We start from the raw sequence: 24,653 nt of genomic DNA on the forward strand, positions 1-24,653 counted from the left end.
AATGCAAAAAGGAAAATTTCATGGGTGCATTTTGATGTTTCAAAGCACGGGGTTAATAAAAAACTTTATGCAAAACTTTATAAAAAATTTGATAACATTTTTGCTGTATCAGAGGAAGCAAAACAAAAGTTAATTCAGCAAATTCCTATTGCGGCCAATAAATCTGAGGTATTTATGAACATAGTACAGTCCAACTTAATTAGAGAAATGGCAAAAGAAAAGGTTATATTTGACTATAACTATAAAGGTATAAAAATTGTAACTGTTGGAAGGCTGTCAAGGGAAAAAGGGCAAGATTTAGCCATAAAAGTATTATCCAAATTAAGAAAAAATGGCTATGAAGTGAGATGGTATTGCATTGGAGATGGAAATAGTCGAATGGAATTTGAGGAATTAATAAATAAGTACGAATTAACTAAGCACTTTATACTGGTTGGAACTACCACAAATCCTTATCCATATATTGCTAGTGCGGATCTATACGTACAACCATCTAGACATGAGGGTTTTTGCTTAACTTTAGCAGAAGCAAAGTGTTTAAATAAGCCAATAATTACTACGGATTTTACCGGTGCCTATGAACAAATTCAAGATGGTTATACTGGATTAATTGTGGAGTGTAATGAGAATGCTTTATATAAAAATATTAAATATTTATTTGATAACCCTTCTGAGATGCGAAAATTAACAGTAAACTTAGAGAATTCTAATAAACTCAATGTGAAACAAAGTGTAATTCTATAGAACCAACACAATGTTTTTTAATTCTAGAAGTACCAATCGTAAATTTATTTTAAACAACCTATATTAAAAGGATATGTAATGATGAGGATAAACCATTCACTTAAAAATATTTTTATTGGTGTATTTTCCCAATTAGTAATTGTATTCCTTGGTTTTTTATCAAGGAAAATTTTTTTAGATAGTTTAGGAGCCGATTATCTAGGGATTAATGGGTTATTAACTAATGTATTATCGATTATGGCATTAGCTGAAAGCGGCATTGGCATTAGTATCGTATATAACTTATATAAACCACTTGCAGAAAATGACCATCCAAAAGTTATCGCATTAATACAACTATATAAAAAGGCATATGGAATATTGGCATTAATCGTTTTATTAATAAGTATTATTATATATCCCTTTTTAGATTTATTAATGAAAGACGAGAGCTATATCCCTAACCTTACAATAATTTATTTTCTGTTTGTAATCAAAAATATGATTTCCTATTTAAATGCTCATAAATGGTCATTAATAAATGCTGACCAACGAGGATATTTAATAGCAAGAATGAATCTAATTTTTCAAATTGCAACTATGGTTATCAGAATATTCATTTTAATTAAGACTGGAAACTATATTCTTTATTTGGGAATAGAACTCTTATTTTATTTACTACAGAATATTGTAAATGGAAGAATAGTTAATAAAAGTTACCCTTATATAAAGACAAAAGAAAAATATAAAATTGATCAAGAAACAAGGAATAATATGGTAAAAAATGTGAAGGCTATGTTTTTACATAATATTGGAGGATATCTAGTATTTGGAACGGATAATATATTAATTTCATCTTTTATTAGTGTTGCAGCAGTAGGACTATATTCAAATTACACTATGATAACTCAACAGTTATCGGCATTAGTTAATCCGATTTTAGGGGGGATTGGTGCAAGTGTCGGAAATCTAATTGCAACGGAAAACAATGAAAAGAACTACTCCATTTTTAAGGTGTCATTTTTAGTGAATTTTTGGATCTATTCCTTGTGTATTATATTTTTATATAACCTTCTGGAACCATTTATCACGTTATGGCTTGGAAAAAAATATTTGTTAGATAATTTAACTTTTATCTTCATACTAATCAATTTTTATTTATTTGGAATGAGAACTCCAATAGCAACTTTTAAAAATAAAGCAGGATTATTTGTTCAAGATAAGTACGCCCCTCTGATTGAGGGATTTATTAACCTTATTTCATCACTTCTTTTAGTAAAGTTTTTAGGTCTTGTAGGAATTTTTATTGGTACAACTATAAGCACACTATCTACCGTCTTCTGGATTCAACCGATTATTGTATATAAAAATGTGTTTAAAAAATCGGTTGTTGGCTACTTTAGAAAATATGCTTATTTTTCTTTCCTAACATTAATAATTTGTTTAATTGTATCAAGAGTTTGTAATATTATAGTTGAGGGTAATGGCTTTTCTTCACTGATTATTAAAGGAATTGTTTGTTTAGTAATTCCAAATTTAATATACTTAACTCTATTTTATAGAAATGAAGAATTTAAATACTTAAAAAGTGTTATAATAAACGTTTTTATGGGATTAAAAGGAAAAATAAAAGTTAGGGTTAAATCAAAGGTACCTATGTAAAATACTCGACAATGTTTTCCTCAGATTTAAAATAACAATCATTTACTAAATTAATAGATGAACCTAATGCATTACAAAGAACATGGAAGATTGGAAAAGTGTTAAGATTGGAGAGAAAACCGTTCCAATCATACCTATTTTAAGAAGGAGATACAGGTTAACTATCAGGCAGTCAATTTATTGTATATTAGATACTAATAATCTTTAAATGAAGTTGAACTTGTTTGTGTTATCTTGGCACATTGGATACGAATGCCAGTAAGCTTTTGATTTTATTTGTTACTTACTTTATTAGAATGTATCGGACTTACTTAATGTCATTACGAAAAAAGGTACAAAGTCAAATGATTAAAAGCATCTATCCTCATACGTTATGAGGATAGATGGATTAAAGACTTTTTTAAAATTGAAGAAATTTACTTAACTTAAAATTTTACTAGCTTAATATTCCGAATTTTTTGAATGAAGCTTTTGAACCTAGTAGTTTCCAAACCTGAATATTTCTTTTTGTCCAAACTACGGTACCATCCGTAATTGTCGAGGCAGTACCCCATGATGGTTCTATATTTCCAGTTGTACCAGCTGTTGTACATTCATAGTAGCTTTCAGAAACAGAGGATGGCAAGATTTTGTCTCCAATCGAGTAGGTTGTTTTTGCCTTCCAAGTAGAAATACCAGCAATGTCTTTTACTGTGGAGTATAAAGGATTAGTTGGAAAGTTTGGCATAGTTGACGAGGATTTTGCGTTCCAAACAGTAGAATAATAAATATAACCATTTACTGAAATTTTATCAGGAGTATTATATATCTTTGAAGGCTGCCAAGTAGGATAGGTTTCAGCAAATCCCTCTTTTATACATACCCATCCCATAAAACCATCTGAGGCCATATTCCTGTTTAGTATTTGTTTGCCAAGTTTATAATATCCCATAGTTGGAACTGTTGTTGACCAATTATAAGGATCAAGTTCATTTCCAATTGTATTATTTCTGAATAAAGGAATTTGTGTAATATCAACTAAAAAATTAATTGCCCCTTCCAGAGTATTGTTTATAAATGTTATTTCGAATTGATCACTTGTAGGTATGGAGCTGTTTATCGCCTTTATTGCTAAATTTGATTTAAAGCGATTCCCATCAACCAATAATTTTCCGCCAGTAATATTATACCAATACCCATCAATAATACTAATAGAACTGGACGTCGCACTTGTATAGTCAAATTGATTATTTATTAGATCTATTTGTGCTTTGTTTACTGCTGAAAAATAAAATGCAGAATTTGATCCACCATAAAAATAACAATTTACAAATCTCGCTAGCTCATTGTTGGAAATATTAAATAGATTATAGCCATTCCAAATAAATGTGCATCCAATAAATTCAACATGTTTATTAGGACTTAGTATTCCTGTGTTATTAAACTTACAATTTATATAGGTACCTCTAGGTATTTTTATACCAGCATTATTATTAGGTTTTTTTGTGTTATTGAATAATATATTATTGTATGCCCAACCTTCAGTAGCATTTTCATCACCATTGAAAATGACACTTGATGATGCTAAGAAACCCTCAAATAAACAATTCGCCATTGTTTGTGGATACGTACCTGCTGAAAAGCCTGCTCCGGAAATAGCATTTGAATAATCTGAGTCAACAGTAAATTTACAGTTAGATACCGTGACACTATAAGCTTTTGGCCTATTTACACTTAATGAGCTATTTAAGAAATTATTATTATCTACCAATGCAGGATCAGTAGTTCCATTATTTAAAGTTACTCCGGTCCTGTTAAGGATATTATTGTCTATAATGCATTCACCATTAATGTTAACACTTGTATCTTTAAAGTAATTTCCATTTATATATAATTTACTAACGCCTGGGTATCCTGTTATTCCAATACCCCTTTCTATTTTATTATTTTTTATGTGGAAATTTTTACCTCTCACAAATATCAATTGTAAGGGACTATCATGGAGAAAGTTATCTTCAATCCAAAGATTCTGATTTAGGGCATAGTTATCTTCTACATCTAACGCAGCAGAAGGACCCGTACCACTTATATGATGTATATCATTATTTTTAACCCAGACAAATTTTGCCCCTTGTAATGCCACACCAAGCCTTCTGTTGTGGTGGATATGGCACTTTTCAATAAAAGTAAATTTTGGGATCGTCATACTTCTTAATGTTAGTCCATTACCCGTTGATGATGGAATATTTGCTTGATGCAGTACAATTTTTGCACTTGTTGCCCCATCAGGTAATGGAATTTCATCAAAAAATTCGACGTTTGTTATTGAAGAGTTGTATGTTCCATTAGAATTATAAAAAATGATATCAAATGGTACTGTTCCGTCTATTTCTGAACCTAAAGATTGATAGCTGATGTCTCCATAAACGCCAAAATATTTCCAATTAGTAATTTGAGAGTTTGTTAAATCTATAAAAATGTTTGAACGGATTTTTGTTGAATCAGCTATTAAGCTGCCATCTTTCGTATTTATTGATCCTGATTCAAAGGTAATTTTGTATGATTTAGTAGGGGTAGTCGTAGTGTAAATTGCTCCTCCTGTAGCAAATAAAGACACAGCATCCCCGGTTAGGTCTAAGAACTCGATATTATCGATAGAAATAAAACGTGTATTTGTACCTTCGCCTTTGTTTGAATTAACTACATTTGGAAACAAAATGCCCATTCCCCACTCGTGGGTGGCTGCTTGCCCTGGCGTTGTGTAATCATGGTTATATCTGTCACCTTGGATGATTCCATTTGTAACTCTGGAAAACATTTGGTTTTGTTTGAATGAGATTACAGAATAGGATGCCAGCCCGTTGTTCCGGATTCTTAAGGTAGATCCACCCAAATTCAGAGTCATAAAACTCTGTGGCTGAATGGGGATCGTTTCATCAATTAGATAGACTCCCCTAGGAAACACAAACTCCGTATAACCTTGTTGACTTGCCCAAACAATTGCATTATTGATGCCGTTAGAGTTGTTTGTAGATAATGTTTTGTCTCCAAAATTACTAACAGTATTGGAAACGCCCCAACGGTCCAATTCCAGTACATATGAACTTTGACTAATTTGAGGACTCATTAATATGCCCCCCTGCTTTTAACTCTATATTTTAATGATAATTCTTTGACTTTATTTTCGGTAAACTGAATGTTTAGCCCTTTGTGTTCAAGGTAAATAAACATTCGTTATCACCTCCAAATTGATAAAAGTATGCATATGAAATTATATTCAAATAAGGTTGAAATGATTGGACTAATTTCATCAGGAACCCTAATTTTAATAATGAATAAATTGATGAAGGTACCTAATATTGGTAAAATAAATTTAAATTTTACAAGAGTAGGGAGGAATTAAGATTGATGAAAATCGCCTTTATCTCAGATATCCACGGTAATGCAGTAGCTTTAGAAGCAGTTCTTAATGATATAAAGAAAAGAGACCTAGATAAGGTTTTCGTCCTTGGCGATATTTGCTATCGTGGACCAGAGCCCAAACGTTCGCTTGATTTGGTGAGATCGTTAAATACTAAAGTGATAAAAGGTAATGCTGATGAATGGGTTATTCGAGGTATTATGGATGGCGAAGTTCCTGAAAGTGTGAGCAAAATGATGAGTAAGGAGCGTGACTGGATTTTCTCACATTTAGATGATACTGATATTACCTATTTACAGGAGTTACCTTCAGAATTGAATTTGAAAATTGAAAATGTAAAAATTCATGCCTATCATGCTACTCCTAATAGTTTATTTGAAGTGGTCCTTCCTAATGAGAGTGATGAAAATGTAAAAGGAAAAATGATGACAGAAGATGCTGATCTTTATGTCTATGCACATATTCATAAACCATTTATAAGGTATATTGATGGAAAATGTATAATAAATATTGGAAGTGTTGGGCTTCCTTTTGACGGATTAACAATGGCTTCCTATGCCTTGATTGAGATAGAATCATCCTTTTATCAAGCATCCATTGTGCGTGTTAAATATGATCTAGATAAGGTAATTGAACAGTTTAGTGTGTCAGATTATCCGAATAAAGAGAAGATGATAAAGGTCATACTTGAGGCGAAGATATAAAGTAGTGGGGCATGAATTATTTGTCCTTTCTTTAATTGCTAGTGGGTATTTTGTCGAATAGTTGTTCTTTAAAAAGCACGACTTTTGACTTATAATTATTTAATAAAGAACGTTCTTTTAAGATTACCATTTTGATTAAGTGAATATTAAAGATGAAGGGGAGTAAACAATGCCAACTGCAATTAATTATTCTAAACCAAAGATTCTAAGCCACCAACCGTTACGTTTCGAAACTGCTCAAAGCTGGAACCCAGGGAAAGGGAATCATGACCATCCTGGTACAGGGAATGACGGTGTCAAATTCCCGGTTGAAACGAATCCTAATCCACAGCCGTGTGGGGCGGGGCAACCTGGAAATGGCAATAAAAATGGAAACGGTAATGGTAATGGAAACATTGGCCAAGGACAATGTAATCCTAAAGTAAACTAAAATACAAAAGTAAATGTTTGAAGAGGACAAGTATAGGATTTGTCCTCCTCACTCATTTTAACGAATATATTAATGGGAGATTTATATGAAAACCATTTATACTAAAATCGGTGACTTTCTCATCCAAATAAATTTCGAGTCAAACCAACTTGGCCGTTTTTTTGAAAAGAATTTCAATATACATGAATTAGAGACAGTGCAAAAAACAGATCTAGAAATTAATATAAAAGATGGCTATGGTGTACCTTTTCAAGATTATCATGTAGATATTTCTAAGAGAGACAATCATATTATTTTTCAAAGGGCAGACTATTCAATCAAAGTAGAGGATCAGTATCGTTCTGCAACTATTTCAGTTTATAATCAACTAGCTTTAAAACATGCGTTAACCAATTTATTTAGTTCTTTCATTGTGCATCACAATTGGGGGTTATTAATTCATTCCTCTTGTGTCATTGAAAATGAAGGGGCGCATATTTTTGCAGGACAATCAGGTGCTGGTAAGTCGACAGCTGCTAAACTTTCATTTCCAAGAGAGCTGCTTTCAGATGAGGCGACGCTTGTGAAGATAACCTCTGAAGGAGGTATAGTATATAATTCACCTTTTCGAAGTGAAATAGAAGCGAAACCAGTTGATCAGGTTGAGAAGTTAAAAAGCATCCAAATTTTACATCAGGCCCTGGAGAATAGTCGTATGTTGATTCCAAAGTCTGACGCTTTCCTTCAATTAATGGATAAGGTGTTTTATTGGCCGCATAGTAAGGAAGAACTGAAAACCATCAGTGATTTGTTACTTCTCCTTGTTAAAAACACACCAGTTTATGAACTTCATTTTGTAAAAGACAATTCATTTTGGAAACTAATTTCTTAAATTTATAGAGATTGAACGATATTTTTTTTGGTTTTGGTGTTCAAAATAACGAACATCAATGTATTTATATTAAACACTTATACTTTGAAGGTAGATAGGGGCTGATGTTAATGAGCACACAATATATTCAAAAAATAGATTGTGAAGTGACAGAGCTGGATGGAGAATGGATCTTATTAAATTCCAATCAGTTTACCATCACGAAATTAAATCATCTGGGCGGTTTTTGCTGGTCACTTTTAAAGGAGATTCAAACAGTAGAGTCGCTAACGAATGCTGTGTTAGCAAAGTTTGCACCCACACAAAGTGAGAATCAAGTAAAACAGGACATTGAAGATTATTTAGACAATCTCATTCAATGTGGGCTGATTGAACATGTTGGTTGACCACTCAACCCTTTATCTGTTAAAAACGAGTATCACGAGGGATGGTTGGCTGGAATTACCGGCTATTGGTAATAGTATGTTTCCTTTTATCCGGCAAGGAGATCTTTGTCGGTTCTCTCTTTGTGACCTTTCTACCATTAAAAAGGGAGATGTCCTTTTATTCTACTCACAAACTGGTCGATTGATTGCTCATCGTTTTGTCAGAAAAGAACATAATCTGTATGTATTAAAAGGGGATACCAATTTAGGGTTTGACCAGCCAATTGAGGCAGATCGAATTCTTGGTAAGCTTGCTCAGGTGAAGAAACAGCATGTCCGATTGTCCTCGAATCATCTTGTATTACGAATATGGAGTAAAACAATCCTAGCATTTCCTATACTATCAGCCATTTTGCGGCAATTTCTAAATAAAAAGACGAGATTTCAATTTTAGATAATGATGGAGTGTCCAAACCATGAAGAACCAGATTGATTCACTCATGAAACAGTATTTCTCACTAAAGGATATGCGCAAGGCGTTTTCTTTTGTGCTGCCGTTTATTTTAAAAAGATGGAAGGCCTATGTCTTAATTCTTCTATTATTAGGGGTAGATATTTATTTAACGATTGCGTTTGCAAAGTTTTATGGTGAGCTTACCGATGCCGCGATTCATGGTGGATATAAGCAAGTGTTATCATTCATTCCATATGGAGTATTATTGATTTTCATAAGCATTGTTTCAAATGTTTCCTATACGTACTGCAATATGATCGCTACTAATGGGGTCAAAATGGAGCTGAAAAATCACTTTTTTAACCATGTATTAAGGCTGCCTGCTGGCCAAATATCCAATTATCGGTCAGGTGAATTGATGTCACATTTTTCCAATGACATTCATGGAGTTGACGGGATAATCGGAAGTAGTTTAATAAGTCTTATTAGACTGCCAATTATTTATGTAGTTGTATTTATTTACCTTGTCAATATTAATTTTACTTTATGCCTGGTTAGTTTAATCGTAGCTCCAATAGCAGCCCTTTCCGGCCTGGTATTTGGGTTATTGCTGCGGAAAAATGGCAGATTGATTCATAAGCTGATTGGAGAGATAAACAGCCATCTAAGTGAAACTTTTCATGGGTTTAACGTCATTCGTTCCTTTACTTTAGAAAAACTTCAATATAAAAGATATGAAAAGCAAAATAGGGAGTTATATCAATTAGAATTAGAAAATGCAAAGCTGCAAAACTGGTATTATACAGGGGAAAGAATTGTTGGCTATATTACGTTTATTATTAATCTAACGGTTGGGGCACTATTTGTATCAAATGGACAATTAACGGTTGGGGCATTGTTAACCTTTCTTAATTTGGTGAACCATTTATTTTATCCCATAACCGGTATGGCTAACGTTTGGGCAGGCTTCCAACGGTCTGTCGCTGCTCTTGAAAGAGTATTAAATGTGTTTGAAAAACCAGCAGATGTATCAGAACTGCCTTCATTCACTGATTCAAGAGATCTCACTGGTACCATTGAATTTAACAACGTTACTTTTGGTTATTTGAAAAATAAACATGTATTTGAGGACTTTAATCTGGAAATTCCTAATGGAAAAGTGGTGGCCTTGGTTGGACCAAGCGGAGCCGGTAAAAGTACCATCTTTAATCTTTTGCAAGGATTTTACAAGCCGCAAGCGGGGGATATACGAATTGATGGAAAGTCCATTAGGGATTTAACGGCATCCCAATTAAGAAGCGCGATCGCTCTAGTCCCGCAGGAATCATTTTTATTCTCCGGAACGGTGAAGGAGAATTTAATGATTGCTCGGCCGAATATTACTGAAAAAGAGATGGTCGAGGCTTCCATTAAAGGTGAGTTGCATGATTTTGTGCTGTCACTTCCAAATGGATATGACACCGAAATTGGCGAAAATGGAGTAAAGCTGTCTGGTGGTCAGAAACAACGGGTCGCGATTGCCCGGGCAATTCTTAAGGACGCTCCTATTCTATTACTGGATGAGGCGACCTCTGCTTTAGATGGAGAAACCGAATTTTATGTAAAAGAGGCTCTGGATGAATTGATGAAGGGCCGGACGACAATCGTGATCGCCCACCGTTTAACGACAATTCAACATGCTGACATGATCATGGTAGTGGATGATGGAAGAATTGTGCAGCAAGGAACACATGAGGAGTTAATGAGACTACCAGGTCTTTATCGCAACTTAAATGAAACGAGCTTCCATTCTAAAAAGCCGTTATCCTTGGTGAAGGAGGGATGAGGATGTGTCTTGAATTAGTGAGTATTCTCTATGATTCTAATAAACTTCTCCCTCGTGAGGCTTCATTTTATCAAAATGCTATTCAGGCTATTGAGGAAGATGGGACCTCTTCACAGTTTTATTTTTTGCTGAAACAACAGGGAAGGCTTGACCAGACACCTGCTTTTTTCCAACAGTTTTTAAAACAACAATATGAGCAAAGTTTGTTTCTAAACCTATTTATAAAACAGCAAACAGAGCAACTGTTAAAATGCTTTGAGAGTCAAGAAATTGCTGTAATTCCGTTAAAAGGGGTTTATTTTGCAGAAAAATACTTTGGGCATACCGGGGCCCGTGCTACTTCTGATATCGATCTGCTGATCAAACAAAGTGATGTTAACAAAGCAATTCAGTTAATAAATTCACTGGGTTTTTATGTGGAGGAGGAGCAGATCCCTGGTCATTTTCATTGCAGTTTTAGTAAGCCGTTGCCGAATTCTACGATTCCTTTGGTGGTTGAATTGCATTGGAGTTTGGTTAAAGAGCAAACATCTAGATTTTCAATTGAGGAGATCTGGCAGCAGGCAACTCACATTGGCCAGTCCAATTATATCCATGAGATGTCACCCAACCATACCTTTTATACGATTTGTCTCCATGGTTGGCGACATAACATGAATTCAATGAAGTATTTTTTTGATATCCTTCAAGTAATTCAGCATGACCATCAAGAACTGGATCTTGTTGAGATATTTCAGTTGGCGCAATCACATGAAACCTTTAAACGAATGCATCGTACCTTATCAATAGTGTATCTGCAGTTTCCATTTTTAGAGATTATGATGAAATATCCCTTGAAAAAGAGACGGACCTTATGGGCATATCGTCCTGTAAAGGGATTTAAGATGTATTTGGACTTTTTGGATTATCAATTTTTAAGTTATGACAAAGTTAAACATAGTGTGATCGAGCTTGGTAACTGGCTGTGGCCTTCTAAATATGAAATGTCCAATGAGTTGGATCTTCATGCACAAGGGGCATCTGAAGGGAAAATGCTGTTAACTTTATATAAAAAGAGAATATCGGGGATTTTTAATAGGGTGTCTAAAAGTTTATAAGACACCCTTTATGTTGTTAACTGGAATACCGTAATCTCCGGTCTGCAAAAAAAGCGGATTGGCAGGTTCGTGGTACCGATGCCACGATTAACATACAGAGGTATTTTTGTTTCCCCGATATGGTATAGCCCATCTACATAGTGAATGGCCATTTTTTGTCTAATAAGTGGGCCGTAGAAAGGTAGTCTAACTTGTCCTCCGTGAGAATGGCCTGAAAACTGGGCCTTGATAGGGTATTTAGCGATTTGACTGGCAATGTCAGGTTCATGGGCAAGGAATAAAACACAATCTTGCTCGGACAAGCCTTCCACTGCCTTTCGGATATTCGGAAAACCATACATTACATCATCAATGCCTGCAATATATAGGCGATCCTGATTAACTTTGATGACATCATGTTTATTTTCTAGGACGCTGAATTCTGCGTTCTGTAATACTTGGATTATACGGTTCTTGATTGACATATCATGATTACCAATCACAGCCCATTTTCCGTGCGCTGCCTTTAACTCTTGAAGGTAGGAAATGTATCGTTCAGGCACCATATTTCCCGCCTGAATTAAATCCCCAGTAAAGAAAATCAGATCCGGTTTTAATCGGTTGATTTTCTTAATTACTGGTTTAAAATCCTCAATATCATAATAAAACCCCAAATGAGTGTCGCTAAATTGAACAATTCTCCACCCATCGAAAGCCTTTGGCAAATTCTTTACCTTCAATTGAATTTCCTTGATCTGATACCAAAAACGTTCAGCCTTAAACGAGTAAGCACCAGTAAGGGCGCTTGCGGCTAGCAAACCAATCGACCATTTCCCGGATTTTTTTAGAAAAGATCGGCGGTTCAACTTTTCTGTATTACGTTGCAGGTCATTCATTGGAGACTCCTTTTTCATAACAGAATGTTCCTTATAAAGAACATTATAGAATAATCGGTAAGGTTTCACAAATATGGACCGGTTTTAATCGTTCTTAGTTTACAGGGGTGGCTCCAATAGCACATTTTCATCACTATAAAAACGGACAGATAGAGAGTTTCTATCAGCCCTATCTCATTAGAAAAACAAATAGATGGTTAGTTAAAAAGAGTGCCCAAATTCCAAATTGGACACCCTCCCAAATTCCTTATGAGTTTAAACAAAACACCGTAATCTCCGGCCGACAAAATAATCTTAATGGTAATCCAGTGGTCCCGATCCCCCGATTCACATATAAAGGCATTTTATTTTCCCCAACATAATAAAGCCCTTCCGAATACTTATTTGACATATTATGTTTGGTAAGTGGACCTAGATAGGGAAGCCGCACCTGTCCGCCATGGGAATGGCCGGAGAATTGGGCACTAATGGGATAACTGCTGCTGAAGATGGCAAAGTCAGGCTCATGTGCCAACAGGAATATACAATCATCTTCAGAAAGTCCCTCAAGTGCTCTATCGAGATTTGGATACCCGCGTACCACATCATCAATGCCCGCGATATAAAGCTGTTCATGGCCTGCTTCAACTACACCAAAATCATTATTTAATACAGTAAACTGTGAGTCTTCCAACAATTGAGTCACACGATATTTATGGTGAATATCATGGTTCCCCAGAACAGCCCATTTTCCTCCTCGTCCTGACTTCAACTCTTGAAGGATAGAAAAATAGCGTTCGGGTGTTTTCGTTCGGATGTCAATCAGATCTCCAGTGAAGAAGAGGATATCTGGCTGCAAGTTATTAATCATCTTAACCAATGGTTTGAAATCTTCGACGCCAAAAAAATATCCCAAATGGGTATCGCTAAATTGGACAATTCGCCAACCCTCGAACGCCGAGGGAAGGTTCTTTATCTGCAAAGAAATCTCTTTTATTTCGTACTTAAACCGTTCCACTTTGTATGAATAGGCACCAACGAGTGCACCGGCAGCAAGTAAGCCCATTGCCCATTTATCTGAATTTTTTATAATCTGATCGGTTATCCGTTGTATGTGACTCATATAGGGCTCCTTATAAACAGAAATTTTCTCTCTAATGGGAAAGGCGGGTTTCCCACAAATCTATAATATCCTACTGCTTTTAGTCAAATTATATTCACCTATTTTCATATTCGCTGAAGTGAATGTTTGGTATGATGAAAATTGGAGAGACATGTTAACAATGGGAGGATTGAGAATGAAAGTTGCTGTAGAAGAGGTTGGTCAAGTTAATCAAAAAAACGTCCATTCATACACATTACTGAACGATAATGGGATCGAAATCCGCTGTCTCGATTACGGCTGCCACATCACGAAAATCTTTGTTCCTGACCGCGATGGTAATAAGGAAAATATTGTCCTGGGTTATGAAACGCTTGAAGACTATGTTTCTGATAACAGTTTCTTTGGCTGCGTTGTTGGTCGTGTCGCCGGCCGCATTAAAGGCGGTACGTTTGAAATCGATGGGAAGACCTATCCTTTGGCGAAAAACGAAAATAATAACCACATTCACGGGGGAGTAAAGGGGTTTAACCGGGTGGTTTGGGATGCAGATCCATTCGATACGGAGCAAGAAGTAGGTGTTCGTTTTTCCTATTTAAGCCCAAATGGAGAAGAAGGCTATCCAGGAAATATAAACATTAAGGTGACCTACACCTTAAATAACAAAAATGAATTAAACATTCATTATTCCGCCACCTCAGATGAAAAAACAGTATTGAATATGACAAATCATTCCTATTTTAATTTAAGCGGGAATGTAAAACGAGATATCTGTGATCATACTCTTACTGTAAAAAGTGATCAATACCTGCCATTAAATGAGGAACTTCTACCGACTGGTGAACTCGCTTCTGTCAATGGTACACCATTTGATTTTACCAGTGAGAAATTCATTCGTACGGGGATGGAAGCTGATCATCCGCAGAACATACTGGCGGGTAAAGGCTATGACCACCCGTTTGTTTTACATACACATCATAATGAGGAGATTATTCTTAAAGACCAGGAAAGTGGTAGATTTTTAACAATAGAAACGGATGAGCCTGCCGTCGTAATATATTCAGGAAATCAAATTAGCTCAGAAGGGAAAATTCTAGGGGTTCCTTCCCGCAAATATTTGGGGATTTGTTTTGAGACACAAGGACTTCCGGATGCCATTCATCATCCACATTTCCCGCAATGGATTATCGAGCGGAATCAAGAATACCATTCCTCAACAACATATAGATTTGGGACATTTGACAAAAATATTCAAAAAAGAGGATAAGCACATTTGCTTATCCTCTTTATCTCTACACATTCAAAAACTTCACACAAACCGGATAGGGCACGACGATATCAGAATCAATTAAGGTAAGTCGTCCTGATTCAGCATCCCGGGCATAAAGCACAAGATTGCTGGATTCCTGATTCGATCCTACGATGAATTTTTCAGAAGGATCTAACGCGAAATCCCTTGGCCAATCCCCTTCAGAGGAAGTTTGCTCCACAAAAGTAAGCTCACCAGTGTCCCCCTTCACACTAAAAACTGAGATGCTGTTGTGTCCACGATTTCCTGCATAAACATATCGACCGTCAGAAGAAATATGAATCGCGCTGCCTTGGTTATTTTCTTTGAAATCTTCGGGAAGCGTAGATATGTATTGCTTTTCGGAAAAATGACCATTTTCTGGATGGTAGGTTAATACGATCACTTCTGAGCTGAATTCCGTCATGATATACGCGTATTTTCCATTAGGATGGAACGTGATATGGCGTGGGCCGCTACCTGCTTTTAATGGTAATAGGTTTACTTTTGTCATAGTACCATCTTCCGCTACCTTATAGGTAACAAGAGCATCAATTCCTAACTCGACAGCTACTACATACTTTTCATCCGGTGTCATTCCGGCAAAGTGAGTGTGGGCTTTGTCTTGTCGTGGATCTGGTCCTCGGCCTTCATGCTTGATAACCGAAACTGCCGGTGAAACGGAGCCATCTTCTTTAAGAACATAAGATTCAATCGTTCCTTTGTGATAATTTGCTGAAAAGGCAAAATGACTTTTACTATCAACACTCACGTAGCATGGTGATGCTCCATCGAGCACTTCCTTATTAATCGGAGTTAATTTGCCACCTTCCGTAATAGAAAAAGAAGCAACCCCGCCGTTTGAGCCTTCCTTAGCAACAGAGTATAAGAAGCGATTATCCTTACTGATATTCAAATAGGTAGGGTTTTCTAATTCAGCGGCAACCTGAACGTTTTCAATTTTTCCTTCAGGATTTAAATGGAAAGAGTAGATGCCCTTGCTGTCGCCTTTCGTGTATGTACCAATATAACCAATATAGTTTTTAGTCATGTTTGGGCTCCTTATTGTGAATTTCTAAACATTATTATACTATTCCTACTTTATTTTTATTAATAATGTGCTCACTAAAAAGAATGGTGAATTTGTTGTAGCTAAATTTTATGCTAGCATATAAAATTAATAGTAATTGGTAAAGTCGGAAGTGAGGATTGATCATGTTAAATGGGCGGCAAACTGTGATCATACGTGAATTAATGAAAGCGGACTCTCCTGTTACAAGCGATTATTTGGCCAAAGTGTTAGACGTAACTTCCAGGACCGTTCGCAATGATATTAAAGAACTAGAAGCGAATGTTAAAGAAATTGGAGCGTCCATTAAATCAATACGGGGAACAGGATATCAATTATTTATCCACGATGAGCAATTGTTTCGCCATTTTCTCCAAGATATCGTTGGTCATGATCAGGATCACTCTGGAAAGATTCCGACATTGCCCGAAGAACGTGTTCATTATATCGTGAAGCGGCTACTTTTAACTGAATATATTAAATTAGATGATTTAGCAGAGGAATTATACATTAGCAGGTCCACTTTACAAAATGACTTTAAAGAAGCCAAAGAAATTTTCAAACGGTACGGAATTAAGGTGGAGAAGCGGCCTAATTTTGGGTTGAGATTGATAGGTTCAGAATTCAAATTGCGCCTATGTATTGCTGATTATGCTTTTGCGGATATTGAGTCTGAATTTGATATGATCCTTAAGGATAATCCAGTTTTTGCTGGTGTTGATTTAAACGGTATAAAGTCAATCATCTTAACTCATATTGGAAATCACCAAATCGTCCTATCTGATATAGGCTTAACTAACCTCATCATTCATATTGCCATTGCCTATAACCGAATTAAAAGTGAAAAATATGTCACCTTATATAACAATGAATTGGCAGACTTAAAGACTACCGAGCAATATGAGGTTGCCAAAGAAATTGTCCATGATCTTGAAATAGAACTACATATCCGTTTTCCAGAGCAGGAGATTGCTTATATCACCATCCACTTGCTGGGAACGAAAATGATTACAGCCCTTCATTTGAATGATCAAGAGGTCCAGAGCTTCATCGAAGAGCAGATTTATGATGTCGCAAAGGTTGTCTTAGAAACGATTGATCAGGAGCTTCATTTAAACATAAAGGACGATCAGGAACTTTTTCTGTCGATCTGCCTCCACTTAAAACCGGCGATTCATCGAACCCAATATGGGATTAACTTGCCAAATCCGTTACTAGAGGAAATCAAAACGAATTATCCTGCAGCATTTCAGGCATCTGTGATCGCAGGAATGGTGTTAAAAAAACTGCTTGATATAGAAATTAATGAAAATGAAATGGGCTATTTGGCGCTCCATTTAGGGGCTGCTATTGAAAATAGAAAGAATATGGACCAGCCAAAGAAATGTATGATTGTTTGTGCATCTGGAGTGGGGAGTGCCAGACTTCTTGCTACTAAAATTGAGGCAAAATTCGGTTCAAGAATTGAAATTGTGGGTACCACAGAATTCTATAAGATCAATCAAATTCCGTTAAACAACATAGACTTCCTCATCAGTACCATCCCTATTCCGATGCAGTTACCAGTGCCAGTGATTCATGTAAAAACCATTCTCGGCGGTGGCGACTTTGAAAAAATTGAACAGTACCTAGGCATTGAGGTCAATCAAAAAGGGAACTATATTCGCAAAGAATTAGTTTTTCTGCGTCAGCATTTGGAAACAAGAGAAGATGTCTTACATTTTGTGGTCAAGCAGCTAAAAAAATTGGGTCTTGTAAATGATCTATTTCTCAAAAGTGTTTTAGAGAGAGAAGAATTGTCGCCAACAAGTTATGGGAACTTTGTCGCGATTCCTCACCCTCTTACCCCGCAGACTGATTCTACCTTTTGGGCCATTTGCACCCTGCAAAAGCCAATTGACTGGGGCGGAAAAAGAGTGCAGTTTATCTGCCTATTAAGTGTTGAAAAGAATAGCTCAGGTGATTTGCAAAAGATGTATGACCTATTAATCAATATCATTGATAACGGCCAAGTGGTTCAGCAATTGTTAAAATGTAAAACATACCAAGAGTTTGCGCCTGTTTTTCAAAAAAATAATGAAATGGTGAATTAGAACGATGAATATTTTATTATGCTGTTCCGTTGCGATGTCTACGAGTTTATTAGTATCAAAAATGAAAAAAAGCGCTAGCGAAAGAAGCATTGAATGTCATATTTGGGCCGTGCCCATAGATGTGGTAAAAAGGGAAATCTGTACTGCAGATGTCCTGCTGCTAGGACCACAAGTTAGGTATATGCTGCCTGATTTTAAAGAACTTTGTGATAAAAAAGGGATTCCTGTTGATGTGATTGATATTGTGCATTATGGCATTTTTAATGGGAAGGAAGTACTTGATTCTGCCATTAAATTAATAGAGTCGTCTAAAAGAGGGTGAACAAAGTCGTTCAGCTTCTTTTTTTATCGGAATAAATGTAAGCGTTTCCTATTGTCAGTCTATTTTGAACAACCATTTCCGTTGCGTAACGGAAAAAGGTTATGTGTAAATGTAAGCGCTTTTCTAATAGAATAAAGACATCAAGAGAGGAAGCACAAAGTACTACAAACGGTAGTACAAAAATCCCGAAATTATCTCATATCTTTTAGTTTGCAAACTTCTCTTGAACATCACGATTAAACATCAATTAAAACACTTTAGGAGGGTTTTTAATGAATATCTTATTATGTTGTGCAGCAGGAATGTCTACAAGTCTATTGGTAACTAAAATGGAAGCAGCAGCAAAAGACCAAGGGATCGAAGCTAAAATTTGGGCTGAAAGTGCGGATGCAGTAAAAAGCCATATCGACAACGCTGATGTGTTATTGCTTGGACCACAAGTTCGCTACTTACTTCCACAAATGAAAAAACTTGGTGAGGAAAAAGGTATTCCAGTTGATGCCATCAATCCAGTACACTACGGAATGTGTAATGGTGCGGAAGTGTTAAAAACGGCTCTTGCTTTAATTAAAAAATAAGGAGGGACTTACATGAATAAATTCCTGAGTTTTTTAGAGAAGTACTTTATGCCAGTTGCCGGTAAATTAGCCGCGCAAAGACATTTGCAAGCGCTTCGTGACGGTATCATTCTTGCAATGCCAATGATCATCATCGGTTCATTCTTCCTGATTTTAGGTTTCTTGCCATTCCCGCACTACTCTGAATTTATGGCTGGTATTTTTGGAGACCAATGGTTGACGAAATTATTATACGCCAATGATGCAACTTTCGGAATGATGGGTCTCATCGCAGCTTTTGGTATTGCATATCGTTTAGCTGAAAAGTATAACTTGGATGGTGTTACAGCAGGGGTTATCTCCCTATGTGCATTCTTGGTTGCCACTCCATTCCATGTGCCATTCACTCCAGAAGGAGCAAAAACAGCTGTTGAAGTGGGCGGTGCCATCCCAGTAGCTTATATGGGAAGTAAAGGTTTGTTCGTTGCCATCTTAATTGGTTTATTCTCTACTGAAGTTTATAATTTTATTGTTAAGAAAAATATTGTCATTAAAATGCCTGATGGGGTTCCACCGGCTGTCAGCAAATCCTTCGTTGCTTTAATTCCAGGTTTTATTGTGATCACAATTATTTGGCTTATCCGTTTAGTTATTGAGTATTTTGGAATTTCCAGCATTCACGATATCGTAGCACTTGTATTAGGCAAGCCGCTGGGTTTATTGGGCGGAACATTACCAGGTACGATTATCGCACTATTCTTGGTTCAATTACTTTGGTCTGCAGGTTTGCACGGTATGAACATCGTTGGAGGCGTTATGTCGCCAATTTGGTTACAAGCTACTGCTGAAAACATGGAAGCGTTTAAATCAGGGCATGAATTACCACATATTATTACCCAGCAGTTTGTTGAAGTATTTGTAAACATGGGTGGTTCTGGTGCAACATTCGGACTTGTCATGATTATGTTAATGTGGTCTAAGAGTAAGCAAATGAAACAACTTGGTAAGCTAGCCTTACCTCCAGGCGTGTTCATGATCAACGAACCAATTACATTCGGTATGCCAATTGTAATGAACGCTTTAATGATTATTCCATTCATTTTAGCACCAATTGTAAACGCTATTACAACATATATCGGTATGGATTTAGGTTTAGTTGCAAAACCAGCGGGTATTGCCATCCCTTGGACAACACCTCCAATCATCGGGGGTTACTTGGCAAGTGGCGGTCACATTTCCGGTGCTCTAATCCAAGTTTTCAACATCGTTCTTGACTTATTAATCTATCTTCCATTCTACAAAATGTGGGATAAGCAATTATACAATCAAGAAAAGAGCTTTGAATCAGATCAAAAAGCCATTTAATTTTACAGAACTATTTACGCCAAAAGCCCCACTATTGATTAGTGGGGTTTAGGCAACACAGGAGGATATTATAATGGAAAACCTAGAATCGATTATCTTTCAAATTATTTTACACGGGGGAAATGGCAAAAGCAGCTCCATGGAAGCTATCTATGCGGCCAAAGAAGGAGATTTTAAAACAGCACGTGAAAAATTACAGGAAGCTGTTGATGCTCTAAATGAAGCTCATCATATCCAAACCTCTTTAATTCAAGGTGAAGTAAGGGGTGAAAAAACAGAAGTATCACTGCTTATGGTTCATGCTCAGGATCACCTCATGAATGCGATCACTATTAAGGATATGGCTACAGAATTTGTTGATCTTTATGAGACAGTAAAGCAAAGCGGAGGTGTCAAAGCATGACGAAAGGAATCAAAATCGTCACTATTGGCGGAGGGTCCAGCTATACTCCTGAATTGGTAGAAGGTTTTATTAAACGCTATGAAGAACTACCTATTCGTGAACTTTGGCTGGTAGATATTCCTGCCGGAGAAGAAAAGCTGAACATTGTAGGCGCTTTAGCCAAGCGTATGGTTGAAAAAGCGGGTCTTCCAATTGAGGTTCATTTAACATTAGACCGTCGTGAAGCATTAAAAGGTGCAGACTTTGTTACTACCCAATTTCGTGTAGGGCTATTGGATGCACGTGCAAAAGACGAACGTATCCCGCTGAAATATAATGTGATTGGTCAAGAAACAAACGGTCCAGGCGGATTGTTCAAAGGATTAAGAACAATTCCAGTCATTCTGGATATTTGCAAGGACATCGAAGAATTATGTCCTGACGCATGGCTCGTTAACTTTACCAATCCTGCCGGAATGGTGACAGAAGCCGTTTTACGTTACAGCAACATTAAAAAAGTTGTTGGATTATGTAACGTGCCAGTTGGAATTAAGATGGGCATTGCTCAAGCACTTGATGTTACATCAGATCGCATTCATGTAGATTTTGCCGGTCTTAACCATATGGTATATGGTTTGGACGTCTACCTAGATGGAGTTAGCATTCTAGATGAAGTAATTGGAAAATTAGCGAATCCGGATCATTCTATGACCATGAAAAATATTGCCGCTCTTGGCTGGGAACCGGATTTCCTTCGCGGTTTAAAAGCGATTCCTTGTCCATATCACCGCTATTACTACAAAACAAGCGAAATGCTTGAAGAAGAATTAGAAGCTGCCGCTACAAAAGGCACTCGTGCTGAGGTAGTAATGCAAGTTGAAAAAGAATTATTTGAACTTTACAAGGACCCTGAGTTAGCGATCAAGCCACCACAATTAGAGCAACGCGGCGGAGCATATTACAGCGATGCAGCCTGTAACTTGATTAATTCAATATACAACGACAAGCGTGATGTTCAGCCGGTTAACACAAGAAACAATGGTGCCATTGCGAGCATTCCGGACGACTCCGCTGTCGAAGTGAACTGCATTATTACAAAAGATGGTCCAAAGCCAATTTCTGTGGGTGACCTTCCTGTTGCGGTGAGAGGTCTGGTGCAACAGATTAAATCGTTTGAACGTGTTGCTGCAGAAGCAGCTGTTACCGGCGATTATCATACAGCATTATTAGCGATGACGATTAACCCATTGGTGCCATCTGATAAGATTGGCAAACAAATTTTAGACGAAATGCTTGAAGCTCACAAAGAATATCTTCCCCAATTTTTTCAGAAAGTAGAAATGTAACAATATAGTTCCGGTGAATTTCTCGCCGGAACTTCCTTATGATTGATGAGATTACATAGAAAAGGGAGAGTTGTTAATGATACATGATAAGCTATTTCTATTTCCGCAAAACTTTTTATGGGGTTCCGCATCTGCTGCCTATCAGGTAGAAGGTGCATGGGATGAAGATGGCAAAGGCCCATCGAACTGGGATCTATTTGTCCGTATTCCTGGAAAAACATTTAAAGGAACAACTGGTGATGTTGCTGTAGACCATTACCATCGCTATAAAGAGGATGTGCGTCTGATGGCCGAAATGGGATTGAAGGCATATCGTTTTTCAGTGGCTTGGACTCGAATTTTTCCTAAAGGCAAAGGGGAAGTAAACGAAAAGGGAATCCAGTTTTATAATGATTTAATCGATGAATTAGTTGCCAATAAAATTGAACCTATTTTAACGATCTACCATTGGGATCTTCCTCAAGCACTTCAGGATGAATATGGCGGCTGGGAATCCCGCCAAATCGTAGAGGATTTCACTAATTACGCGGTTACATTATACAAACATTTTGGCGACCGTGTTAAGTATTGGGTTAGTTTAAATGAGCAAAATATTTTTACAGGCTTAGGATACAGAATGGCCCTTCATCCGCCGGGATTGAAAGATGATAAGCTGTTCTACCAGGTTAACCATTATGCGAATTTGGCCAATGCCAGCGCGATTAAAGAGTTCCGTAAATATGTACCAGATGGAAAAATCGGACCGAGCTTTGCCTACTCTCCTGCATATGCTGCTTCTTCTAAGCCAGAAGATATCTTGGCTGCAGAGAATGCCGAGGAGATTAACAACCATTGGTGGATGGATGTCTACGCTTGGGGAGAATATCCGCAGGCGGCATGGAACTATTTACAAAGCAAGAATCTTGCCCCAATCGTTGAAAGTGGAGACTTGGCTTTATTAAAAGAAGGCAAGCCGGACTTCATGGGGGTTAACTACTATCAAACCACAACCTATGAAAAGAATCCGTTAATAGGCGGTGTAACAGAAGGGCACTTTAATACTACCGGGAAAAAAGGCACCTCAAAAGATACCGGGATCCCTGGAGTTTTTAAAACCATCAAAAATGAAAATCTTGAAAGAACCAATTGGGATTGGAACATTGACCCTACCGGATTGCGCATCGGACTGCGCCGCATCACAAATCGCTACAAATTACCAATTTTAATCAGTGAAAATGGCTTGGGTGAGTATGACAAAGTAGAAGATGGGGATATCATCAATGATGATTACCGTATTGATTACTTGAAATCACACTTAAAAGCGGTGCAGGAAGCGATATCTGACGGAGTTGACATGCTGGGATACTGCACTTGGTCGTTTACCGATTTATTAAGCTGGCTGAATGGCTTCCAAAAACGCTATGGCTTTGTCTATGTCAATCAGCATGAGGAAGGCGAGCATGACTTGCGCCGAATTAAGAAGAAAAGCTACCATTGGTATAAAGAAGTTATCGAAAAAAATGGTGACAATCTTTGATTGACAGTGAAACGCTTTCATAACTATGATTAAACAGGAGGTAATAAATATGACACAAAAAACATTTACTGTAATCGACCAGGCTGGTATCCATGCCCGTCCTGCAACTGTTTTAGTTAGTACTGCATCAAAATTCAAATCTGAGGTATCTTTAACTTACAAGGAAAAGCAAGTTAACCTCAAATCTATTATGGGTGTTATGTCACTTGGTATTCCAAGTGGAGCACAAATCACGATCAACGCTCAAGGCGAAGACGGCGATGCATGTGTACAAGCACTTGAGGATGTATTGAAAAAAGAAGGATTAGCTAACTAATAATGATTCCCCCTCACAACGTTATATAACGGTTATGTGAGGGGGTTCATTTTTGTATCAATAGAAAGGGTGGAGACCATGACACAAAAGCAAATGATTTTCTTTGATATAGACGGCACCCTGCTTAATCATAATAAGGAATTACCTGAGTCCACTAAGATGGCAGTTAAAAAATTACAAGAACTTGGTCACGTGGTTGCCATTGCCACTGGAAGAGCCCCATTTATGTTTAAAGATTTAAGAGATGAACTTGGAATTCATACGTATGTTAGCTTTAATGGTTCTTACTGTGTTTATGAAGGTAAAACGGTCTATGTTGATCCGTTAGATCAAGAAGAGCTTCATTTGTTAACTCAATTTTCAGTCAGCAGAAAAAACCCCCTTATTTATGAACACCATGATCATATGTATAAAAACGTTGAATCCCATCTGTACATTGAAGAAGGAATCGGCTCGTTGAAAATTAACGAAATACCACTCTATGATCCTCATTTCTATCACAATAAAGAAGTCTATCAATCTTTACTTTTCTGTATGGAGGAGGAAGAGGAGCATTATCGCGACCAATTTAAGAAATTTGAATTTGTCAGATGGCATGAGTATTCCATGGATGTCCTTCCTGCCGGCGGTTCAAAAGCAAAAGGAATCGAGGCATTAATCAGCCATTTACATATCCCCATGGAACGAGTGTATGCCTTTGGCGATGGGCTGAACGATATTGAAATGCTTTCATTTGTAAAAAATAGTATTGCCATGGGTAACGCCGAAGAACAGGTGAAAGCTGTGGCCACATATGTGACCCATGATGTAGATCAGGATGGTATTTTGAAAGGATTGCAATTAGTCGGCCTATTGGAAGACGTATCAATTTAATAGTTGGGCTGTGTTAAAGAACAGTGTTGATTTTTTACA

General features: G+C 36.9%; 23 protein-coding genes. 19 read left to right on the top strand and 4 right to left on the bottom strand.

What is annotated here, in order from left to right:
• Positions 1–744, top strand: a 744-nt coding sequence (locus V7083_RS14760; RefSeq protein ID WP_335479081.1) for a glycosyltransferase, incomplete at its 5' end; no start/stop codon positions are given.
• 81 nt (positions 745–825) lie between these two features.
• Complete coding sequence (locus V7083_RS14765) at positions 826–2,385, top strand: lipopolysaccharide biosynthesis protein (protein ID WP_335479084.1); 1,560 nt, start codon at positions 826–828, stop codon at positions 2,383–2,385.
• A 436-nt stretch (positions 2,386–2,821) separates the two neighbouring features.
• Here V7083_RS14765 and V7083_RS14770 read toward each other — a convergent pair whose 3' ends face one another.
• Entirely contained in the window at positions 2,822–5,491 is a 2,670-nt protein-coding gene (locus V7083_RS14770; RefSeq protein WP_335479087.1) for a right-handed parallel beta-helix repeat-containing protein, read from the bottom strand.
• Positions 5,492–5,772: 281 nt separating this feature from the next.
• Between V7083_RS14770 and V7083_RS14775 the strand changes: the two genes are divergently transcribed.
• The 7 genes from V7083_RS14775 (at position 5,773) to V7083_RS14805 (ending at position 11,531) form a co-directional block, all read left to right on the top strand.
• Complete coding sequence (locus tag V7083_RS14775; RefSeq protein ID WP_335479146.1) at positions 5,773–6,489, top strand: metallophosphoesterase family protein; 717 nt, start codon at positions 5,773–5,775, stop codon at positions 6,487–6,489.
• 169 nt (positions 6,490–6,658) lie between these two features.
• Complete coding sequence (locus V7083_RS14780) at positions 6,659–6,919, top strand: hypothetical protein (protein WP_335479089.1); 261 nt, start codon at positions 6,659–6,661, stop codon at positions 6,917–6,919.
• An 85-nt stretch (positions 6,920–7,004) separates the two neighbouring features.
• The gene (locus tag V7083_RS14785) at positions 7,005–7,790 is read left to right on the top strand and encodes a hypothetical protein (RefSeq protein ID WP_335479091.1); all 786 of its coding nucleotides are present in this window, start codon (positions 7,005–7,007) and stop codon (positions 7,788–7,790) included.
• 110 nt (positions 7,791–7,900) lie between these two features.
• Positions 7,901–8,176: a PqqD family protein gene (locus tag V7083_RS14790; RefSeq protein ID WP_335479093.1), complete on the top strand. Its 276-nt coding sequence runs from the start codon at positions 7,901–7,903 to the stop codon at positions 8,174–8,176.
• On the top strand, positions 8,166–8,609 hold the full coding sequence (locus tag V7083_RS14795) for a hypothetical protein (protein WP_335479095.1): 444 nt from the start codon (positions 8,166–8,168) through the stop codon (positions 8,607–8,609). The genes V7083_RS14790 and V7083_RS14795 overlap by 11 nt, the downstream gene beginning before the upstream one ends.
• Before the next feature lie 22 nt (positions 8,610–8,631).
• A complete protein-coding gene (locus V7083_RS14800; RefSeq protein ID WP_335479097.1) occupies positions 8,632–10,434 on the top strand; it encodes an ABC transporter ATP-binding protein in 1,803 nt (600 codons plus the stop codon).
• Between the two features lie 2 nt (positions 10,435–10,436).
• Entirely contained in the window at positions 10,437–11,531 is a 1,095-nt protein-coding gene (locus tag V7083_RS14805) for a nucleotidyltransferase family protein (protein WP_335479099.1), read from the top strand.
• Positions 11,532–11,539: 8 nt separating this feature from the next.
• Here V7083_RS14805 and V7083_RS14810 read toward each other — a convergent pair whose 3' ends face one another.
• Entirely contained in the window at positions 11,540–12,406 is an 867-nt protein-coding gene (locus tag V7083_RS14810) for a metallophosphoesterase (RefSeq protein WP_335479101.1), read from the bottom strand.
• A 247-nt stretch (positions 12,407–12,653) separates the two neighbouring features.
• A complete protein-coding gene (locus V7083_RS14815; protein ID WP_335479104.1) occupies positions 12,654–13,508 on the bottom strand; it encodes a metallophosphoesterase in 855 nt (284 codons plus the stop codon).
• A gap of 175 nt (positions 13,509–13,683) precedes the next feature.
• On the opposite strand from V7083_RS14815, the gene V7083_RS14820 reads away from it, so the two are divergent.
• Complete coding sequence (locus V7083_RS14820) at positions 13,684–14,754, top strand: aldose epimerase family protein (RefSeq protein WP_335479106.1); 1,071 nt, start codon at positions 13,684–13,686, stop codon at positions 14,752–14,754.
• Between the two features lie 25 nt (positions 14,755–14,779).
• Here the strand turns inward: V7083_RS14820 and V7083_RS14825 are convergent, their stop codons facing one another.
• Positions 14,780–15,826 carry a lactonase family protein gene (locus tag V7083_RS14825; protein ID WP_335479108.1) on the bottom strand — a complete coding sequence of 349 codons (1,047 nt, stop codon included), beginning with the start codon at positions 15,824–15,826 and terminating at the stop codon, positions 14,780–14,782.
• A gap of 164 nt (positions 15,827–15,990) precedes the next feature.
• Between V7083_RS14825 and V7083_RS14830 the strand changes: the two genes are divergently transcribed.
• The 9 genes from V7083_RS14830 (at position 15,991) to V7083_RS14870 (ending at position 24,614) form a co-directional block, all read left to right on the top strand.
• The gene (locus V7083_RS14830; protein ID WP_335479110.1) at positions 15,991–17,937 is read left to right on the top strand and encodes a BglG family transcription antiterminator; all 1,947 of its coding nucleotides are present in this window, start codon (positions 15,991–15,993) and stop codon (positions 17,935–17,937) included.
• A 4-nt stretch (positions 17,938–17,941) separates the two neighbouring features.
• A complete protein-coding gene (locus V7083_RS14835; protein WP_335479112.1) occupies positions 17,942–18,259 on the top strand; it encodes a PTS sugar transporter subunit IIB in 318 nt (105 codons plus the stop codon).
• A 272-nt stretch (positions 18,260–18,531) separates the two neighbouring features.
• Positions 18,532–18,837, top strand: coding sequence for a PTS sugar transporter subunit IIB (locus V7083_RS14840; RefSeq protein ID WP_335479114.1), 306 nt, complete (start codon positions 18,532–18,534; stop codon positions 18,835–18,837).
• Positions 18,838–18,849: 12 nt separating this feature from the next.
• Positions 18,850–20,181, top strand: a complete 1,332-nt coding sequence (celB, locus tag V7083_RS14845) for a PTS cellobiose transporter subunit IIC (protein WP_335479118.1) — start codon at positions 18,850–18,852, stop codon at positions 20,179–20,181.
• Positions 20,182–20,254: 73 nt separating this feature from the next.
• Positions 20,255–20,584: a PTS lactose/cellobiose transporter subunit IIA gene (locus V7083_RS14850; RefSeq protein ID WP_435554863.1), complete on the top strand. Its 330-nt coding sequence runs from the start codon at positions 20,255–20,257 to the stop codon at positions 20,582–20,584.
• The gene (locus V7083_RS14855) at positions 20,581–21,909 is read left to right on the top strand and encodes a 6-phospho-beta-glucosidase (protein ID WP_335479122.1); all 1,329 of its coding nucleotides are present in this window, start codon (positions 20,581–20,583) and stop codon (positions 21,907–21,909) included. Before V7083_RS14850 ends, V7083_RS14855 begins: the two co-directional genes overlap by 4 nt.
• A 76-nt stretch (positions 21,910–21,985) precedes the next feature.
• A complete protein-coding gene (locus V7083_RS14860) occupies positions 21,986–23,425 on the top strand; it encodes a glycoside hydrolase family 1 protein (RefSeq protein WP_335479126.1) in 1,440 nt (479 codons plus the stop codon).
• A gap of 49 nt (positions 23,426–23,474) precedes the next feature.
• Positions 23,475–23,741, top strand: a complete 267-nt coding sequence (locus V7083_RS14865) for a phosphocarrier protein HPr (protein WP_335479128.1) — start codon at positions 23,475–23,477, stop codon at positions 23,739–23,741.
• Between the two features lie 78 nt (positions 23,742–23,819).
• Complete coding sequence (locus tag V7083_RS14870) at positions 23,820–24,614, top strand: Cof-type HAD-IIB family hydrolase (RefSeq protein ID WP_335479131.1); 795 nt, start codon at positions 23,820–23,822, stop codon at positions 24,612–24,614.
• The last annotated feature ends 39 nt before the right edge of the window (positions 24,615–24,653 follow it).

This window comes from Bacillus sp. JJ1764 (assembly GCF_036962145.1).
In the GTDB taxonomy this organism is placed as follows: domain Bacteria; phylum Bacillota; class Bacilli; order Bacillales; family Cytobacillaceae; genus Neobacillus.

Bases quoted from the DNA above. Each gene is read 5' to 3' on its own strand.
- V7083_RS14765 (WP_335479084.1), top strand. From the start codon at position 826: ATGAGGATAAACCATTCACTTAAAAATATTTTTATTGGTGTATTTTCC.
- V7083_RS14770 (WP_335479087.1), bottom strand. From the start codon at position 5,491: ATGAGTCCTCAAATTAGTCAAAGTTCATATGTACTGGAATTGGACCGT.
- V7083_RS14775 (WP_335479146.1), top strand. From the start codon at position 5,773: ATGAAAATCGCCTTTATCTCAGATATCCACGGTAATGCAGTAGCTTTA.
- V7083_RS14780 (WP_335479089.1), top strand. From the start codon at position 6,659: ATGCCAACTGCAATTAATTATTCTAAACCAAAGATTCTAAGCCACCAA.
- V7083_RS14785 (WP_335479091.1), top strand. From the start codon at position 7,005: ATGAAAACCATTTATACTAAAATCGGTGACTTTCTCATCCAAATAAAT.
- V7083_RS14790 (WP_335479093.1), top strand. From the start codon at position 7,901: ATGAGCACACAATATATTCAAAAAATAGATTGTGAAGTGACAGAGCTG.
- V7083_RS14795 (WP_335479095.1), top strand. From the start codon at position 8,166: ATGTTGGTTGACCACTCAACCCTTTATCTGTTAAAAACGAGTATCACG.
- V7083_RS14800 (WP_335479097.1), top strand. From the start codon at position 8,632: ATGAAGAACCAGATTGATTCACTCATGAAACAGTATTTCTCACTAAAG.
- V7083_RS14805 (WP_335479099.1), top strand. From the start codon at position 10,437: ATGTGTCTTGAATTAGTGAGTATTCTCTATGATTCTAATAAACTTCTC.
- V7083_RS14810 (WP_335479101.1), bottom strand. From the start codon at position 12,406: ATGAATGACCTGCAACGTAATACAGAAAAGTTGAACCGCCGATCTTTT.
- V7083_RS14815 (WP_335479104.1), bottom strand. From the start codon at position 13,508: ATGAGTCACATACAACGGATAACCGATCAGATTATAAAAAATTCAGAT.
- V7083_RS14820 (WP_335479106.1), top strand. From the start codon at position 13,684: ATGAAAGTTGCTGTAGAAGAGGTTGGTCAAGTTAATCAAAAAAACGTC.
- V7083_RS14825 (WP_335479108.1), bottom strand. From the start codon at position 15,826: ATGACTAAAAACTATATTGGTTATATTGGTACATACACGAAAGGCGAC.
- V7083_RS14830 (WP_335479110.1), top strand. From the start codon at position 15,991: ATGTTAAATGGGCGGCAAACTGTGATCATACGTGAATTAATGAAAGCG.
- V7083_RS14835 (WP_335479112.1), top strand. From the start codon at position 17,942: ATGAATATTTTATTATGCTGTTCCGTTGCGATGTCTACGAGTTTATTA.
- V7083_RS14840 (WP_335479114.1), top strand. From the start codon at position 18,532: ATGAATATCTTATTATGTTGTGCAGCAGGAATGTCTACAAGTCTATTG.
- celB (WP_335479118.1), top strand. From the start codon at position 18,850: ATGAATAAATTCCTGAGTTTTTTAGAGAAGTACTTTATGCCAGTTGCC.
- V7083_RS14850 (WP_435554863.1), top strand. From the start codon at position 20,255: ATGGAAAACCTAGAATCGATTATCTTTCAAATTATTTTACACGGGGGA.
- V7083_RS14855 (WP_335479122.1), top strand. From the start codon at position 20,581: ATGACGAAAGGAATCAAAATCGTCACTATTGGCGGAGGGTCCAGCTAT.
- V7083_RS14860 (WP_335479126.1), top strand. From the start codon at position 21,986: ATGATACATGATAAGCTATTTCTATTTCCGCAAAACTTTTTATGGGGT.
- V7083_RS14865 (WP_335479128.1), top strand. From the start codon at position 23,475: ATGACACAAAAAACATTTACTGTAATCGACCAGGCTGGTATCCATGCC.
- V7083_RS14870 (WP_335479131.1), top strand. From the start codon at position 23,820: ATGACACAAAAGCAAATGATTTTCTTTGATATAGACGGCACCCTGCTT.